This is a genomic window from Niastella koreensis GR20-10, from assembly GCF_000246855.1.
Classification (GTDB): domain Bacteria; phylum Bacteroidota; class Bacteroidia; order Chitinophagales; family Chitinophagaceae; genus Niastella; species Niastella koreensis.
Genome location: NC_016609.1, coordinates 5,077,543 through 5,095,538, shown reverse-complemented (window position 1 = coordinate 5,095,538; position 17,996 = coordinate 5,077,543). Strand labels below are relative to the sequence as shown.

Genomic DNA, 17,996 nt, shown 5'->3' with positions numbered 1-17,996 from the left:
TAATAGGGCTGTCTTAGCCGGCAAACGGCGATTTTTGGTAATTTGAGCCTTATTAGTGTTAAATAACATGACGAATACTGATAATAATATCCTAATCATCAATGGTTCCCTCCGGGGCGCTGCAGGTAATTCAGGCGCTGTGGCAAAACAGGCGGCGGAAATGCTGAAAGGGTTGCAACATCAGGCAACCTTGCTTACGCTAACCGATCCCTTGCCAACCATCAGGGAAGTATATGAGTTGCTGACTGGTTGTGATGGCTTGCTGGTAATAACCGGCGTATACTGGAATAACTGGAGCTCGCCTTTGCAACGGTTTATTGAAGTAACTACTGCTTTTGAAAATACCCCGGCTTACTTTGGTAAACCCGTTGCCTGTGCCGTTACTATGGATTCTGTAGGTGGCATTGAAGTGGCCGCGAGATTACAGGCGGTATTTGGCGGATTGGGGTGCTGGAGCCCGCCCTGTTCTACGGTTGTTTTATCGCGTACCGGGCAGGAAGCGATCGAGGCCTCCACTGGTAATGAAGATGACCCTAATAATGATGTGTGGCGAATAGCCGACCTGCAAATAGTTTTGCAAAATCTTACTATGGCTGCTGCCATGCCCCGGCATAACTGGGTAGCCTGGCCGCATACGGAACTGAAAATTTCTGATGGCCCCTGGCCTGGTGAAGGTCCGCTGGACCTGGGAACGCCGAAGTTTCTAAAAAAATAGGGCCTCCGCCAGCTGGCGGATGACCCTTTTATAAGACCCAATGGGTCTTTACACCTGGACGGACATTAAGCCTTTATTTTTTACTGATTGTAAACACACGCGACAAATTAAATCCAAACCGCACTTCGCCTTTTCCCCAGTCGCTGGTGGTGTTGGTGATGAATGCTTTCTCATTCATGCCTGTGGCATTGGAGAAATGAAGCTGGAACACGTGCCCGCCGGTTTCAATATCAAACCCAACGGATAAAGGGTCCTTGTAGATCTTTTTGTCAAGCCCTTTGGCTATATAATGGTAATCGGCCACAAAGGCAATCCTTTTAGATAACTTAAACCGGCCGCCTATGCCAATGGCATATACGTTGTTTTCCTCTGTTGCCAGTTGTACCAGGTTCCGGTGAATAAATATGGGCGACACCTGCAGGCTGAACTGCTCGCTGAATTTTCTTCCAATGATCACTTCATTATAAAATGCCATGCGGTGGTTGAAGGTGAATTTATGGGTGGTATCGGCCCAGGGTGTGGTGCTTACTGTTATGCCGGTAACCAACACAATGGAAAACGGGAATGAACCGGGCCCGGTTGACTGCCAAACGGGTCTGTACTTCAGGAACCCATCCAGCTCTTTACCGGCAGTACTGCGGCCAACCCCCACGGTTAACCGGTTGGAAATGCCATAGTCAAACCCCAACCGCATATTGGCTTCATCGAGCCCAAACAGATTGCCCGCGCCTGAATTCAATTCGCCAAAACGGTGCAGGATGCGCACATCCAGCACGCCCTTGCCGATAAACTCCATGGAATGGCCGTTTATAACCCGGCTCGATTTAAACGCATTGCGAACGAATTCTTTCTTTTTCACTTCGTTGGTGTCGATCATCGACAACAGCTCCTGCGCCTGTACGCCGCCGGCAATAGCTACAAACAACAGGCACACTAATAATTTTCTCATGTTCCGGTTTATCATTTACTAAGCGGGTTATAGTTACAGTTCACTTTTATGGTCACTGATTTTGATACTTTGTCTTTTACCAGCGAAGGAATGGCGATATTATAATCGGCCAGTAATACGGTGAAGCCGGCATTGGAAGCAACCGCATCTCCGTTTACCTTCATGGTACCGGTTGTTTCTACGTCTTTCTTTACCCCGTGCATATCCAGCTGTCCCTTCACTGTTACGGGATAAACCCCATTTTGCTGAAAATTTACTTTGTCGAGGTTCACGATCTTTCCTTTGAACAGCGCCTTGGGATATTTATCGCTTTCCATATAGTTTTCGTTAAAGTGCTCCTGCATCAACGCTTTTTTAAATTCAAATCCTTTAATAAGCACAGCGAATTCCATTTGACCGGTAGCGGCATCAAAAACACTTACGGCTGAGTTATTGGTAGCATCGATGTCTTCTACCGGCGTGCCGGCATTAAAAGTGACCTGTCCTGATTTGGTGAAATATTTTTTTTGAGAAAAGGCCAAAGCGGTAACAAGCAGGCATACTGCCAGCATAATAAAATGTTTCATGTGGTTTATATTTCTTTTACTTTAATTATTGGGCATTCCGGAATCGAGCCAGCATTGCAAAACGGCGATGTCATTGGTGGATAGCGGGACCGAAGGAGGCATTGTTTTTTCTATAATGGCCCGTTGTTTAATGCGGTCTGCTTTTGCTTTTATCTGGTCATAGGTTTCCAGTATCACACCTCCTTTGGCGGCAGCGGCGCCATGGCAGCGGGAAGAACTGCATTTGGTAGTGATGATAGATTTTACCGTGACAAAAGTAGCATTCAACGTGTCGCAGGCATTTTTTTGAGGTGGATTCAACAGTTCTGCTTTGTCGTTGGTGCAGCTTGCGCCGAGCAGGATGAAGAGTGCAAGAATGATCGACTGCCTGTTTTTAACAGGCAGGGCGCTTGTAACAAGCGACGTAAGGATATTGGTTTTCACTGTTCGTTCTCTTTTGGGTGATTAATTAAATTTTCTCAAGGCAATTACAGCATTCAATTACTATGCTTGATTGCTATTTGCACTGCCGGAAATTACCCATTGGTAAATATTGATACCCGAATGGGCATTTATCAGGACCGGTTGTTCATTTACGCTATACCATTTGTTCAGGTCATACTAAAACCACCCAGCAGCCAGTTGTAAAAAGGATCTGTACGGCCGGAGCTGGTAGTGGTATTATAGGTAGTGTTGGGTTGCAAAACCACCTGCAGCCGAGATTTGCTGGCGGGGATCATTTTTACGATAGCCGAAAGATGAATGATAAACTGGCGGTTGATGCGGAAAAAGTTGGCCGGGTCCAGTAATTGTTCCAGCCGTTCGAGCGTAAAACCCGTGCGGTATTTGTTGCCGGCAAAAGTAATGAGGTACACTATTTTCTGTTCTGAAAAGAAATAAGCTACTTCTTCTCCCTTCACCAGTTTTACCTGTTTCCCAACTGTGACCAGGAACCTGTCCTGGAATTTGTTGCCGGTTTCTTTGGGGATTTCATCAGCGGAAGGTTCTTTGGACAGTAAATACCGGTACCGGGAAACCGCTTTTACCACTTCTGTTTTATCCAATGGTTTTAATAAGTAATATATCCCGTTTTGGCGGAACGCCTCCATTGCAAACCGGTCGTTGACATTCATATACACCACTGGCGGGATATTGTTGAGCGATGACAATAAATCAAAGCCCCACCCATCGGGAAAGGTGATTGCAGAAAATACCAGCTGGGGTAGGGTGTTTTCCCCAAACCAGTTTCTGGCTGCCGCTATATCACTGCAATAGCTGACCGCTACATCAGGAATTATCTCCAGTAAAATGTTCTCCAGTTCATTTATAATTGCCAGTTCTGGTTCAATGATCAAAATGCGCATATTCTATAGGATAATATCTAAGGTTTATATTATGGACATAGCTATCCCGCGCTCCCGGAAGGAGCTGGTTTTATGGCAAGCTGGGGTAAATTATAATAATAAGGGCAGCAGGGCGGTTATAGGGAGATGTTGTATAGGGGAAACGTTCCTGCAAATTACAGAAAATTAGATGATCGTTTCATGAAAAATTAAAGTTATATTAATACGGATTCGGGTCATCTGCATTATACGAAGTAATAATTTTGAGGTTGCCTGCTCCGCTAACCGGGGCAATTTTTTTTGAGGTTATTTAAATTATAATAATGAAATTCCTTGCTTTTGTATTAATTATTTTTTCTTTTCAGTATGCAGCCGCACAGGCAGACCAGGTGAATGTTTTTCTCGGTTCTTCCGGCGACCGTGGTCAAATGTCGCCAGCTGCTTCTTACCCGTTCAGCTTTATGAGCATTGGCCCACAAACCTATCCCGACCTGCATATGGGGTATGAGCACCGGGCAAAAACATTCCTGGGGTTCACCCATAACCGGTTTGAAGGAGTGGGGTGTAAAGGAAGTGGTGGTAATATCCTCATCAAACCATTGGTTGGGGACGGTACGTTGACAAAAGCGACAGAAACGGCAGGACCTGGTTATTATGAAGCAGGTTTTACCAATGGCATTCATACCCGGATTGCCGTGAACCAGAATAATGGAGTAGAGGAATATAGTTTTCCTGCGCAGGGCAAGCCAGGGTTTTACATCGATCTCAGCCATACTTTGTCGAACCGGTTTGTAGCGGAAGAACATACCACTACTGATACTACTATTGCCGGCTGGGTTGAATCTACCACCACCTGTAATGTAGGCGTGTACCGGGTATATTACGTCATTCATTTCAATACGAAGGTTACCTATGCAGATTCTGGCGAACATAAATTGCTGGTAAATTTTAAAAGTAAAAAAGTACGGGTGAATGTTGCCTTTTCTTCGATAGATGTACCCCATGCAGCCAAGGATCTTTCCACTGCCGGGTTTGAACAACAAAAGGCTCAAAGTGCAAAAGCCTGGAACAATATGCTGGGTGTGGTGCAGGTAAAGGGTGATCCTGCCCGGGAAAAATTGTTCTATTCCCTGTTGTACCGTACCATTCAATCCCCGTATGTGATCTCTGCTAAAGACGGAAGTTATCGCGCCATCGATGGCAGCCTGCAACACAACGATCGCAACGTATATAATGGCTGGTCAATCTGGGACAATTACCGTACGCAATTGCCTTTGTTATCTGTGTTGTATCCGCAACAATACCGGGATATGGCTTTCTCTATTGCCAATTTATACCCGTATGGTAAAAAGAATTATGCAACCCTGCATGAACCATCCAATACCGTACGGACCGAACATGCCATGGTGATATTGCTGGATGCTTATCGCAAAGGAAATCCTGTTGACATTAATAAAATTGCGGACTCACTTATTGCGGAAGGCAACCGGCTTGATTTTGGTTCGCCCGATAAAGCGCTGGAAGCAAGTTACGACTGCTGGGCGCTTTCACAATTGCTGGCCATAGCCGGCAGAAAAGAAGAAAGCGACCGTTTTTTTAAAAAAGCTGCTGAATATAAAACGGCCTGGGAGAAAGATTTTAAAGACCTGGACCGCAAGGATGTTGACAGGGTAGGAGCGCGCAATTTGTACCAGGGCACCATTTGGCAATACCGCTGGTTTGTGCCTTTTGATGTAAAGGGACTTATGACGCTCACCGGTGGCGAAAAGAATTACCTGCAACAACTCGATCACTTCTTTGATAACGACCTGTACAATCATGCCAACGAACCGGATATTCAGGCGCCGTTGCTATATAACGTTACCGGTAAGCCGTGGAAATCGCAGGCGCTGGTGCATAAATACGCAGTAGACACAGTGGTGCAATATTACTTTAATGACAACAGCCGCGGTATCGATCCTTTTGTAGACCGCGTGTATCGCAATCAGCCCGATGGCTATATCCGCACCATGGACGATGATGCCGGCGCTATGTCTGCCTGGTTTGTATTTGCCGGTTGTGGATTTTTTCCTGCCTGTGTAGGCTGGCCGGTGTATTACCTGCATGTGCCTTTATTCAAAGAGGTAACCCTGCATCAACCTGGTGGTAAACACTTCACTATAAAAACAGAACAGTTTTCACCTACGGCCCGCTATGTGCAGAAAGCCATGCTGAATGGGAAGCCGCTTAACCGCAACTGGCTTACGCATGAGGAACTGGTGAAAGGCGGGGAACTGGTGATCACGGCCTCGGAAAAGCCCAATGAAAAATGGGGAACGGAACAGCTTTGGGTGCCTTCGTTGGAGTAAAAAGTAAACAGCCCCGATGTTGCAGTCGGGGCTGTTTATTCCACTTAAAATTCGGCGATCAGTGACAACCACCTGGCGGCTGGTGCGCCCCAGACTTCTTTATAGGTGGCTGTATTGAATTGCGGCCAATAAGGCGTGTCTTCATTAAATCTCGATTGCATACCTACCGGGATAGCGCCTACGGTTTCGCCCGGCAATGCAGTATAGAGTTGCGGATAATTACTTCCTTCGCCCCACATCAATGACTGACCAAAAGGATTTTTTCCTACTATCCAGAACAATTGCTGTTCGGCAATATTCATCAGCTCTTTGTCTTTCAGGAATTTTCCGGCTAACGCAGCTGCTTTACCTGTTGACAGTTGAACCGCCGCGTTGCCTCTGAAGGAAAACCAAACGGGGAATACTCTTAAGTAATGTTCATTGTCCAGCTTAACCCCATTTTCCAGTTGCTCCTTATAGTCTTTGGCCGCCCCGCTGAAAATACCCACCTGTACTTTATAAAAGTTAACCGAGTCCTGCACTTCATTGATGTTATACACTCCACTTGGCGCCAGACCATATGGTTGAACATACCGGGTAATTGTTTTGAGATAGTTTCCAAACAACCTGATAGCTGCTGACCATTTTCCATAGTCGGCATGGTTGGGTTGTGTTTCACAAAGCGCGGTGAGGGCCTGCATATATACCTGGTCGCGGCTCTGGTGCGTGTAATGCACAATGGATCGCTTATTCAGATCACGGTAAAAGAACCCACTGGTTTTATTTTTATCTCCCAGCGGTTCGGTACGCTGGCATTGCAGGGTATATTGAATGGCATTGGCTGCTTCAGTTGCATAGTACTTGTTGCCTGTTAGTTTATACAGTAAACTGGCGGCTAAAGAAATGTTCGCCGAATACTGGCTGTTGGAAGCCATGGCAGCATGATCGCCGCCGCCGCCGATACTGCTCAGGTCGTTAAAGCTAAGGCTGTCGAAACGTTTTTTAGCAATCGCAAAATCTTCTATCGCCACCTTTCTGAGATGCCCCTTAAGCATGGCATCGTTTGCTATCATCATGGAAGCATAGGCTTCAATGCCGGCAAAAACAAAATTCTCGAAGGCGCGGTTGTGCACATGTACCAATCTTCGTTGGGTAGAATCGTCACCGGTGCCAATAAAACCATCCGTCCATAGATTAGTGCCCCAGGTTTGCGCGCGATAGCCATTGCCAAAGCGGCCTTTCAGGATACAATCGATGCCCCATTCCGCTTCTTCCTGCAGACGCAGAAACAAATCCTTATTGTTCTTTTCTTTAGCCCGGTTGGCCATCTCCAGCAGGGAATATACGATTTCACCCGATTGCAGCACCTGTTGCGACATATCCGCCGCATCGTGCCAGCCGCCGTTGAAAGGGAAGATTTTGCCATCGACTATGGCGTGCAGATCGCTGTGGCAAACACCGTGTTTACCAGGCACTGCATACCCACAACGTTCACAAAATATAAAGTTCAGCACGCGCCAGGCTGAGTTGTCCCAGATATTGCGGTTGATGAAGAATGGTTTACTGGTGACATTACCGGCGCGAATAACGTATTGCCCTTCCTTTCTGAAGTCACTGAAGTTAATTGTTTCAAAGGAACCGATATTTGTTTTGGCAGCATTGATCTTACCTTCGTATACGACGGCATTGGTAACATTGTTTACCAGTTGAAATTTTTCGTTGGCGCCATTCACCCGCACGATGGCGGTTTTTTCGCTTTCTACGCCATAACCGGTGGTGGAGTAAATGATCCGGTTTTCAGCGGGTGTCCAGCCGGTTACTACTTCGGGGTGTTCAACAGTTTCCAGTGACACTTTATCTATATCAAATTTCAGCGAGTCGCCCATGGTGCGTTCTTTACCAAAAACTTCAATGGCAAAAGAGATTTTGGTGACTTTGTCCCTGGCCAGTTCGCTCATTTCTACAAAGCATTCATTCCACTTTCCGTTGATTAAATTGATTTCATGAAAGCCTTCCCGCTCATACTTATCCGGTACTTTTATTTTACCATCATTTTCTACATATAAGTTCAGGTATATACTGCGGGCGCCTTCGCAATTGGGATATATGTAAAAATGAAGGCGGTTGTATTTTTCCCAGTTTGCACCGCCAACATCATAGCTGGCCATGGAGGTGCCAAAGCCCAACCCCCAACCCAGGAATTGCGGATAAGTAGTAGGCGCTACCAGTTGCAGGCTGTGTTTTCCTGAAATGCTTCTTTCGCCGGTGACCGACATGCCGCCAATACCTTTATGCGACCATTTGTTGAGGTCTTCCATATCGCACAACAGGTCGCTGGTGACTACTTTCTTGGTAAGGCCGAATGTTTCAAAAGATTTACTGTAATCGAGTGGGAGCGGACTGTGTACATACCCGGTATTGCGGATATCTTCTTTTAATTGCTCATCAATCTGCGCGAACAATAAACCGCCAGGGCACAGCAGCAGCAAGGCCAATGCTAATGATTTTTTCATATGCTTTGAGGTAGTAAGTTAAACATAACGCCCGGTGAGGTGGCGTTGACAAACAATTGAAGATAGGAAACAAAAAGGTAGGTGCAAACTATAAAGTTTGACCATTGGATTACACTTCGGGCCGTACCATTTATGGAAATTTAACGGTTCAGCATCTTATTTTATTAACCATTACCTATATATGAGAATATTACCTTGTATCCTTGTTATCATGATAGTGCAGGCTGGCCATGCAGCAGCCCAGTCCCCGGTTCCCGATAAAAATAAAGTGATGGACTTTTTCCAGAATATGCAGTATGAAGAGGCTATCAGTTATTTACTTACTATCGAAAAAATAGATAGCGTAAATCTGCAAACCCTGGGTTATTTAGGATATGCCTATCAACAGAACGATGACCAGAACAATGCCGGTAAGTATTATCAAAAAATGCTGGACGTTGACTCCACCCATGCTTCGGCCAATTTGTATTTTTCGGATTTCTATAGTGATGATGAGCCGGCAAAAGCCCGCCGATACATGAGCCGGTTGATCACTGGTAATCCGCAAAAAGCAGGTTTTTACAAAAAGATGGGTGACCTTTTCCGCCGGGAAAATAAAAAAGATTCCGCCATTGTTTATTATGAACAGGCATACCGCTTGTTGCCCACCGATAGTAAAAATGGCGCGGCCCTGGCTGATCTTTTAATTGATCAGAAAAATTATGACCGGGCAGACAGTATCATCGGGGCAGGTCTTTTGCGGGATTCTGTAAGTGTTCCTTATTTAAAGTTACAGGTAAAGTCGTTTTACGATGCGGCTGCCTATCAAAAGGCTGTTATTCCCGGTGAACAATTAATGCGCCTGGGAGAAGGATCATTAAATACACTTACGCAGGTGGTATTATCTTATTATATTATGAATATGTACAGAGATTGCATCAGGGTATGTGATTATATGGTTGCCCACGAGATGGCTGGCGAAAATGTACTTTACTATGAGGCAAAATCATATGCAAAGTTGCGTGAGTTTGATAAAAGCAATGAACTGCTGAAAACCTGTTTGGGACTGGCGATTTCCAATACAGCTGAATATTATTTTCACGCCATGGGCGATAACTACGGAGAAATGAAGCAGTTTAAAAAGGCCATTGCACACTACGATACGGCGTACTATTTGTTTAAAGACCCCCTGATGTTGTATGATTGCGGGCGCATCCAGGACCAGTATTTGAAAAATGACGAGGCTGCCAAAAAATATTATAGCAAATATCTATTGTTTGCAAAGCCGCAATCGCCGGATGAAAAAAAGGCGTATGAATATCTCAGGAAGAAGTATCTTAAAGAAAAATAGCATTGTAAGCCATGATGGGAAACTACTTTAAAACCGCTTTACGCAGCTTTAAAAGGAATAAGGGCTTTACCTTGCTCAATATAGCCGGACTTACCATTGGCCTCGCGGTATGCCTGTTGATAATATTTTATGTGTTTGATGAAACCAGTTACGACCGGTTCAATAGTAAAGGCGACAGGATCTACCGGGTAAACTCCGATACAAAGATAAATGCCAGTATAACGTCCAGCGCTATTGCTGCGCCTAAAGCAGCGGAAGCGCTGCAACTTAATTTCCCTGAAATAGAAAATACCGTAAGGCTGCTGTCCGATGAGGAAGTGCGGTTCAAAAAAGGAGAGGAACTGGTGTTGGAAAAGAACACCCTGTTTTGCGATCCTTCCATCTTTGCTGTTTTCACGCTGCCTATGTTGGAAGGAGATCCCAACACGGCCCTTGCAGAACCAAACACCATCGTTGTTACAGAGCGAATGGCGGAAAAGTATTTTGGCACCACGCATGTGCTGGGTAAAGTACTGACCAGGGTAGGTGACGACAATAAGAGTACGATTTGCAGGATCACCGGGGTTATTAAAAATCTGCCCGCCCAGTGTCATTTTGAGGCTGATTGTTTAGAGTCGATGGCTTCGCAGCCTATAGCTTCCAATCAAAACCTGGCTGCTTTTTTTCCTTTCCATACGTATTTGTTATTGAAGCCACAGGCTGATTACAAAAAGCTGGAAGCCAAATTCCCTGCCTTCCTGAAGAAATACCTTGATTTCATTGACGCCATGGAAAAACAGGGCGACTATATAAAATTAAATCTTACGCCCTTATATGATATTCATCTGCATAGCAACCGGGCGAACGAACTGAGTGCGAATGGGAACATTCAGTACATCTATATTTATTCGGGTGTTGCCCTGTTCATCCTGTTGCTGGCCTGTATCAATTTCATGAACCTCTCCACCGCGCATGCTGCCGGCCGGGCAAAGGAGGTAGGCATCAGGAAAGTATTGGGTTCGCCCCGGACAGGTCTTGTATTGCAGTTTATTTCTGAATCGGTGCTGATGAGTTTTTTTGCCATGCTTACGGCGGTATTGCTTGCCTGGGCCTTGTTACCGGCGTTCAATCAGATAGCAGGCAAAAGCCTCACTGTTACCAGCACGATGATTGGTTGGCTGCTCCCGGCTGTAACAGGCATTACACTTATAGTTGGTTTGCTGGCTGGTTCGTATCCTGCCTTCTTTTTGTCGGCTTTCAACCCGGTAAAGGTTTTGAAAGGACAAACCGTAGCCGGAGTTAAAGGGAGCAGGCTGCGTAGTTTGCTGGTGGTGTTCCAGTTCGCCATTTCCATTTTCTTAATCATTGGTACATTGGTCGTATACAATCAACTGAGCTATATGCAACACAAAAGTCTTGGCTTCAACCGCAGGCAGGTGTTGCTGGTAAAACATTTGAATGCATTGAATAAACAGGGTGCCGCCTTTAAACAGGAAGTGCTGCATTTGCCGGGTGTAACAAGCGCCACCTTAAGTTCATTTGTGCCTACCGGGCATAGAAGGTGGACGAATTATGTTTCTGCCAATAACAATGTACATCAAACGGAGTTCTGGCCGGTTGATGAGGATTACCTGCGTACCATGAATATGAGTCTTGACAAAGGGCGCGATTTCAATGCCGCGCTTTCCTCCGATTCATCGGCCATCATCATCAATCAAACAGCCGCCAGGGCCATGGGCTTTGCTGGTGACGCCCTTGATAAGACCATTGTGCTTGGCGATAACCAGAAGCAATATCATGTTATAGGTGTTGTGAAAGATTTTAATTTCAATTCGCTCAGGGATAATGTTTCTTCGGTTGTATTAACCATGACCACCGCTTTTGAACGGAAAAAGCAGGGCGATCGGCCCGATGTACTGGCTGTTAAAATGAATAGTGACAACTTATCGGCTTTGTTAGCCGGCATAGAAAAAAAGTGGAAGAGCTTTTCAAACAACCAGGAATTTGACTACTCCTTTATGGACGAGGATTTTGATAACCTGTACCGCGCGGAACAACGCACCGGAAAAATTGCCGCGCTTTTTACCACCCTCGCCATCCTGATCGCCTGTTTGGGACTGTTTGGCCTGGCGGCTTATACTGCTGAACAACGTACCAGGGAAATAGGCATTCGCAAAGTGTTGGGTGCAAACGTGCCGGACCTGGTGGTTATGCTGGGCGCCAGTTTCCTGAAGCTGGTATGCATTGCCTTCCTGGTGGCAGCGCCATTGGCCTGGCTGTTTATGGATAAATGGTTACAGGGTTTTGCCTACCGGGAAAGTATTTCGGTATGGGTATTCCTGGTGGCCGGTCTGGGCGCTTTATTAATTGCCGGGCTTACTATCAGCAGTCAGTTTATTAAAGCCGCAGTAGCAAACCCGGTAAAAAGTCTGAAGGTGGATTAAAGTGTAGGCTGGTTATTTCTTTAAAACTTTATTACAAACTCCGTTTGCCCGGGGGCTATCGTTTTTAGCGACAGTTCAAAGCCATGGTTGAGTAAAATTTCTTTGATGAGGGTGAGCCCAATACCCTGTCCGTTGCGTTTGGTGCTGAAGAAAGGGCTGAAGAGTTGACCGGCTATATGGGGTGGAATGCCTTTACCTGAATCGGTAATGATCAGTTGACGGGTAGCAGGATTGGTTTCAAAACAGATGGTACCGTGCTGGTCAATGGCCTCGATGCTGTTCTTTACAATATTTATAAGCACCTGTTCCATCTGCTGGCCATCGGCGTACATATAAAAGGGTGTTTCTGCAGGGGTATAAACAAACTGTATTTCCTTTTCGCGGGCCTTCATTTGCATTAACTGGATAACATTTTCCAGTAATGGTTGCAGGTTGACCTCCTGCTTTACCGGCTCCGGCAATCTTACCACGTCTGCAAAGTTTCGCATAAAGTGGTTGAGGTTGTGATTGCGCTCAACGGCCACCTGCAAGGCGTTCCGTAAAAGCTCTCCGTTCTTTTCCTGCATTAACTGTGACTGAAGCGCCGATTGCAGGATGGAATTAACCGGGCCGATCGTATTGTTCACTTCATGCGCCATCATCCGGATCACTTTTCCATAAGCATTTTTTTCGGCCGCCAGGATCTCTGCTGTCAGCTCTTCGATCATGATGAACTGGCGGGAAAAACCGCGGTCAATAAAATGCGACTTCTGTATTTTACAGGTAACCGCATTGTTGAATGTAACGGTAATGGACTGCCCGGTAGGCAATTGTTTAATATGTTCCGTTACAGGGTGCATAATGGCAGTTACCGGTTTACCTGCCAGGTCCTGGCTGCTCATATTCAGCAACTGCATAGCCCGCGGATTCACCTGCTGAATGTTTTCATCATAATCCAGGATAATAATGCCGGTAGGGGAGGTGTCGATCAGTTTTTCCAGGAACAAATGCTGTTGTTCCTGTTTGGTTCTTTCTGTTCTCAACTCATCCATCATCTGATTGTACACATGGATCAATTCGTCCATCTCATATTTACCGGTAGGCAGCATTTTTACAGTAAAGTCCCGGTCTTTGATGGTTTCGGTACCCCGCATCAACATTTTCAGCGGGGCCAGCAGCTGGTAATACAGTTGCCAGGCAAGCGCAATGGAAATAATGATCACCACCTCCGATACAAGGAACAGGATCTTGTATTCGCGGAAAACAAACCACGTCAATACCAGGGCGGTCAGGTGCAGGATGACAACAAAAAGAATATATTTAGTCCGAAGTTTCATCGTAGGGAATATTGTATTTATCCAGCCGCCGGTACAGGGAACTGCGGGTAAGGCCCAGTGATTCTGCCGCCTTCGAGATCTTGTTCCGGTGAAAATCCAGGGCTTTTTTAATCATCAGCACTTCAATTTCTTCCAGGGTTAAAGCGCCTACCTGTGGCAGTTGTACAGTTCCTTTTTTAGCTGCCGGTAATTCCGGTTGTATGCGGAAGTCTTCCATATCCAGGTTGTCTTTTCGGCTCATCAGCACGGAGCGTTCTACCAGGTTTTTCAACTGTCTTATATTACCTGGCCAGGGCAACTGTTGTAGCCATTTCATGGCTTCCCGCGTAACGGTGAGTTGCGGGCGGTTATAGATCTCTTTCAGGTTACCGATGAAGAATTGCACCAGCAATGGAATGTCTGTTGGTCTTTCACGCAAAGGCGGCAGGTGAATGCTGATGAGGTTGATGCGGTAGAAAAGGTCTTCACGGAATGTGCCCGCTGCCACCATGCTGTCGAGGTTTTTATTGGTGCCGCACACCACCCGCATGTCTACGGTTTTGGTGCGGCTGCTGCCCAGCACTTCGTAAGTTCTGTCCTGCAATACCCGTAACAGTTTTACCTGGCTGCTGAGATCCAGGTCGCCGATCTCGTCGAGGAAGATAGTACCTTTATGCGCCAGCTCAAAGCGGCCTGTGCGGTCTGTTTTTGCATCGGTGAAAGCGCCGCGGATGTGGCCGAACATCTCGCTTTCGAACAGGGAGGTAGAAATGCCGCCCAGGTTCACTTTCACAAATGCCTTGTTGTGGCGCAGGCTGTTTTGGTGAATGGCTTCTGCGATCAGTTCTTTGCCGGTGCCACTTTCCCCGGTAATCAGCACCGGTGCATCCGTAGCAGCTACCCGGCCCACGGTGTCGAGCAATTCGAGCATGCTTTCCTCTTCGCCAATGATGAAGCGCAGCTGGTAAAGGCTGTCCAGCTCTTTCCGGTTATGTTTCTTTTCCGGCTTCTCCTGCAATTGCAACAGCGTTTGTACCGATTGCAGCAGGTATTCATTGTCCCAGGGCTTATTTATAAAATCGTTCGCGCCCAGCTTCATGCCCTGTACGGCCAGTTGAATAGTGCCCCAGCCGGTGAGCAGGATCACAGGCACGTCCCGGTTAAACTGCCTGAGCTGTTGCAACAGGGCAATGCCCTCTTCGCCGCTGGTATCTATGGAAAAATTAAGATCCAGGATCACCAGCGAAACAGGATGGCGGTGCAGGAGTTCCATGGCTTCCTGCTGATTGGAGGCAGCCATGGCGGTATACCCGGCGTTTTCAAAAAGCAGCAGCAGGGATGCCTGCACAGCCATATCGTCGTCAATAATAAGGATCATAGTGAACAGCAATTTAGGTAATTTCCGGCTGGTGATAAACGTAGTCAATCCTCATGCAACGCTGCAGCCGGGTAAATAGCCGCCGCCTGTTTGCCGGGATACAGGGAACAAATGAATACCAATGTATAAATAAATAATACCGACAGCCCGATAGCGGTTACATAGATCCCTGCCGGCAGATCGAACACATTCAGTAATGGGAACTGCACGGCAAAGAAACAGCCTGCGAACAACGAAAAGGTGGCCAGCACCAGGGATTCTCCCATTAATTGTCCCGAAACCGATTGGCCGGTTGCGCCCACCGCCCTGCGTAAGCCGATCTCGCCTTTTCTTTTGTTGATATTATACCAGAGCACACCAAACAACCCCATCGATACATTGATCATCAGGAACAAGGCAACGATCAGTAATACGGCCATAGGAACAATGGCAAAATAGTTAATGGTCTTTCTTTTATTTTCAAGGTGTTCAATTTCCACGTTGGCGTGTTGAAGAACATTGCTCAGCGTCTTATACAATTGTCCCTCAAAAGCTGCATCTGCATCCGGTGTTACTTTAAGCAGCATTTTGTTGGTATACTTATAATCACCGGTGTCCAGGCGGCTAAACTGGGCGCTGCCGGGAACGGTGTAATCTCCTTTGAATTTGGTGTCTTCCACTACGCCGATCACCAGTCTTTTATCATGGTCGCCATACACTTTCCCTACAGCAGGTAATTTTCCAAAGAGTTTTTCCCGCAACGTGTTATTAATAACAACAGGGGCGTTGGCGGAGGCCACATCCCGTTTATCGAACCAGCGCCCTTCCAGTAACCGGAGGTTCAGTACATTCCGGTAACTTTCATCGGCCAGGAACCAGTTCACCTGGTCAATCAGCGCGCCTTTTTGAGTAATGCCGGTTTGCTGGGTGGCGTTCCCGAAAGGAATGTTGTTATTGGTGATGGTAACTTCTTTTACGGGGGTCATCCCTTTAATGCTTTTACGCAGGATTTCATAAAACTGCATGATGGAATCCTTGTTGGTTGTTTTTAACGGATTGTCGTAATTGACCACCCATACCCGGTCATAATTAAATCCCATCGGTTTATGGTAATTCCGGAAGTTGTATACTATGAGGGTAAATACTGCAAAGAGTACCAGGAAGGAGACCAGGATCTCAAACATCAGCAGGAAATTCTGTTTCCGTTTATTCCAGATCATGATGAACAGGTGCTTAAACATATATACTGTTTAAATGAGTGAACTATTGTTGTTCTTTCAGGGCGGTCACTACCGGAAGCCGCGACATGCGCCAGGCAGGGTAAACGCCCGAGATCAGGCCAAAGACCAGGCAGGTAAGCAGGGCCACAATGAATACCGTGAAATTGATAGATAAAGTAAGGTTAGGAATTGGCTGAATGCTGTTGACGATCTGCAATACAATAAACGACAATACCAAACCAATCAATCCACCCAGCAGGGTGAGCACCAGGTTCTCCACAATGAACTGCCCGGTGAGTGTTCGGGAAGAAGCTCCGAAGGCCTTGCGTACCCCGATCTCGGAAGAACGTTCCATGATGCGGGTAATATTAATGTTCACCAGGTTAAGCGTAGGCAGCAGCATAACCAGTAAAACAAATACACTGATGGCAATAAGTGCAATGCCCAGGCCTGATTTTTCTTCGTTGCCCGTTCTCAGGTATGCCAGCAGGAAGGGATCGGCATGGCTGTAAATTTTGTTGTATTCTTTGGGGTCGCTCATCGGCAGCCTGTTTACCAGCTGTTCATATTCCCGTTGTATTGTATGCACTTCTGCGGGTGAGGCAGCCAGTAAGATGCCCAGGTAATCTCCACCGTAACCTTTATTGGTGTTGTAATCGCCTTTGGAAACAGTATAGGGGAGGTAAATATCACTGTAGAGCATATAGTTGGTTACAGGCACATTTCTTACAACCCCGCATACCCTGTACTGGATATTATCGGCCTCGATATATTGTCCTATTACCGAAGGCAGGTCGCCGAAATACTGCTTTTTGGCATCTTCCGAAATCACGGCCACGTGATCTGCATTATTTGTTTGTTGCCGGCTGAACCCTTTCCCTTCCAGGAAATCATAATCCAGCACTTCCCAATAGGCGGCGTTGGTATATTTATAATTGAATGATAGCTTCTTATTATTTACATAGGTGTTGGTACCTTTAGGCGTGGAGGATATAGCCATTTGCACCGGGGTTTTTAACCGGCCGGCATAATGGGCTAAATAATAAAATGACAAAGTGCCTGAGTTCATTGAATGCTCACCTTTTTGTTCGATGGTGTTGATGTATAGGAGCCGGTCTCTTTTTTTATCGGGGTAATTGTCATTGACAACTTTATCAATAAAAGCGGTGAGTACGATCAGCATGGTAAGGGTAATGCTGATGCCAAACAGGCTGATGAAGGTGAAGAACTTTCGGCGCTTCAGCACAGCGATGGCTATTTTGAAATAATTGATAAGCATGTTACTGGTTTAATATGTAGAAAATTATTGCACCCTGGCCCCGTCGAACAACCGGACCAGCCGGTGGGTTTTCCTTGCCATATTTTCATCGTGTGTTACCATTACGATGGTGGTGCCTTCTGTTTTATTCAGGTGCAGCAGAATGTCCATTACTTCATTGCCCATAACGCTGTCCAGGTTGCCGGTAGGTTCATCGGCCAGAATGATCTGTGGTTTGCCAACCACCGCCCGGGCAATGGCTACGCGTTGTTTTTGACCGCCTGATAATTGTTTGGGAAAATGTTTTACCCGGTTGCTCAGGCCCACTTTCTCCAGGGCCTCGGTTGCCAGTGTTTTCCGTTCTTTGGCGGTGCTGTTGCGGTAGAGCAGGGGCAGTTCCACATTATCCAGCACTTTCAGGTCGTTGATGAGGTGATAGCTTTGGAAGATAAACCCGATCATATTGTTGCGGAACGCTGCCAGTTTTCTGTCGGGCAATTTTTCCGTTTGCTGGCCATTGATCTTCATTTCTCCTTTGGTGGGTGCATCCAGTAAACCCATTACATTCAGCAGGGTGCTTTTGCCACAGCCCGAAGGGCCCATCACAGACAGGAATTCTCCTTTCTCCACATGCAGGTTAATATTGTTCAGCGCCAGTGTTTCTACCGTATCGGTGCGGTATACTTTTTCTATATTCTGTAAACGGATCATGTCAATTGTT

Annotated in this window: 14 protein-coding genes; 4 read left to right on the top strand and 10 right to left on the bottom strand. The window is 46.4% G+C overall.

Annotated features, from left to right (window positions below; genetic code table 11):
- The first annotated feature begins 67 nt into the window (after positions 1–67).
- Positions 68–715, top strand: coding sequence for an NAD(P)H-dependent oxidoreductase (locus NIAKO_RS19890; RefSeq protein WP_014220243.1), 648 nt, complete (start codon positions 68–70; stop codon positions 713–715).
- A 73-nt stretch (positions 716–788) separates the two neighbouring features.
- Here the strand turns inward: NIAKO_RS19890 and NIAKO_RS19885 are convergent, their stop codons facing one another.
- The 4 genes from NIAKO_RS19885 to NIAKO_RS19870 form a co-directional block, all read right to left on the bottom strand.
- Positions 789–1,664: a DUF5777 family beta-barrel protein gene (locus NIAKO_RS19885; RefSeq protein ID WP_014220242.1), complete on the bottom strand. Its 876-nt coding sequence runs from the start codon at positions 1,662–1,664 to the stop codon at positions 789–791.
- Between the two features lie 11 nt (positions 1,665–1,675).
- Positions 1,676–2,230, bottom strand: a complete 555-nt coding sequence (locus tag NIAKO_RS19880; protein ID WP_014220241.1) for a YceI family protein — start codon at positions 2,228–2,230, stop codon at positions 1,676–1,678.
- A 21-nt stretch (positions 2,231–2,251) separates the two neighbouring features.
- Entirely contained in the window at positions 2,252–2,653 is a 402-nt protein-coding gene (locus NIAKO_RS19875; protein ID WP_014220240.1) for a hypothetical protein, read from the bottom strand.
- 167 nt (positions 2,654–2,820) lie between these two features.
- Positions 2,821–3,573 carry a LytR/AlgR family response regulator transcription factor gene (locus NIAKO_RS19870; RefSeq protein WP_014220239.1) on the bottom strand — a complete coding sequence of 251 codons (753 nt, stop codon included), beginning with the start codon at positions 3,571–3,573 and terminating at the stop codon, positions 2,821–2,823.
- A gap of 302 nt (positions 3,574–3,875) precedes the next feature.
- Between NIAKO_RS19870 and NIAKO_RS19865 the strand changes: the two genes are divergently transcribed.
- Positions 3,876–5,900, top strand: coding sequence for a glycoside hydrolase domain-containing protein (locus NIAKO_RS19865; protein ID WP_014220238.1), 2,025 nt, complete (start codon positions 3,876–3,878; stop codon positions 5,898–5,900).
- A gap of 44 nt (positions 5,901–5,944) precedes the next feature.
- On the opposite strand, the gene NIAKO_RS19860 is transcribed toward NIAKO_RS19865, so the two are convergent.
- On the bottom strand, positions 5,945–8,392 hold the full coding sequence (locus NIAKO_RS19860; RefSeq protein ID WP_014220237.1) for a glycoside hydrolase family 9 protein: 2,448 nt from the start codon (positions 8,390–8,392) through the stop codon (positions 5,945–5,947).
- A gap of 181 nt (positions 8,393–8,573) precedes the next feature.
- On the opposite strand from NIAKO_RS19860, the gene NIAKO_RS19855 reads away from it, so the two are divergent.
- Positions 8,574–9,722: a tetratricopeptide repeat protein gene (locus tag NIAKO_RS19855; RefSeq protein ID WP_014220236.1), complete on the top strand. Its 1,149-nt coding sequence runs from the start codon at positions 8,574–8,576 to the stop codon at positions 9,720–9,722.
- Between the two features lie 11 nt (positions 9,723–9,733).
- Complete coding sequence (locus tag NIAKO_RS19850; protein ID WP_041347037.1) at positions 9,734–12,145, top strand: ABC transporter permease; 2,412 nt, start codon at positions 9,734–9,736, stop codon at positions 12,143–12,145.
- A 20-nt stretch (positions 12,146–12,165) separates the two neighbouring features.
- Here NIAKO_RS19850 and NIAKO_RS19845 read toward each other — a convergent pair whose 3' ends face one another.
- The 5 genes from NIAKO_RS19845 to NIAKO_RS19825 are packed head-to-tail and all read right to left on the bottom strand — an operon-like array spanning position 12,166 to position 17,986.
- Positions 12,166–13,461 carry a sensor histidine kinase gene (locus NIAKO_RS19845; protein ID WP_014220234.1) on the bottom strand — a complete coding sequence of 432 codons (1,296 nt, stop codon included), beginning with the start codon at positions 13,459–13,461 and terminating at the stop codon, positions 12,166–12,168.
- Positions 13,445–14,818 (bottom strand): sigma-54-dependent transcriptional regulator, encoded by a 1,374-nt coding sequence (locus NIAKO_RS19840; protein ID WP_014220233.1) that lies wholly within the window; start codon positions 14,816–14,818, stop codon positions 13,445–13,447. Before NIAKO_RS19840 ends, NIAKO_RS19845 begins: the two co-directional genes overlap by 17 nt.
- Positions 14,819–14,862: 44 nt before the next feature.
- Positions 14,863–16,038, bottom strand: coding sequence for an ABC transporter permease (locus NIAKO_RS19835; protein WP_014220232.1), 1,176 nt, complete (start codon positions 16,036–16,038; stop codon positions 14,863–14,865).
- A 22-nt stretch (positions 16,039–16,060) separates the two neighbouring features.
- On the bottom strand, positions 16,061–17,296 hold the full coding sequence (locus NIAKO_RS19830) for an ABC transporter permease (protein WP_014220231.1): 1,236 nt from the start codon (positions 17,294–17,296) through the stop codon (positions 16,061–16,063).
- Positions 17,297–17,320: 24 nt separating this feature from the next.
- A complete protein-coding gene (locus NIAKO_RS19825; protein ID WP_014220230.1) occupies positions 17,321–17,986 on the bottom strand; it encodes an ABC transporter ATP-binding protein in 666 nt (221 codons plus the stop codon).
- Positions 17,987–17,996 lie beyond the last annotated feature (10 nt).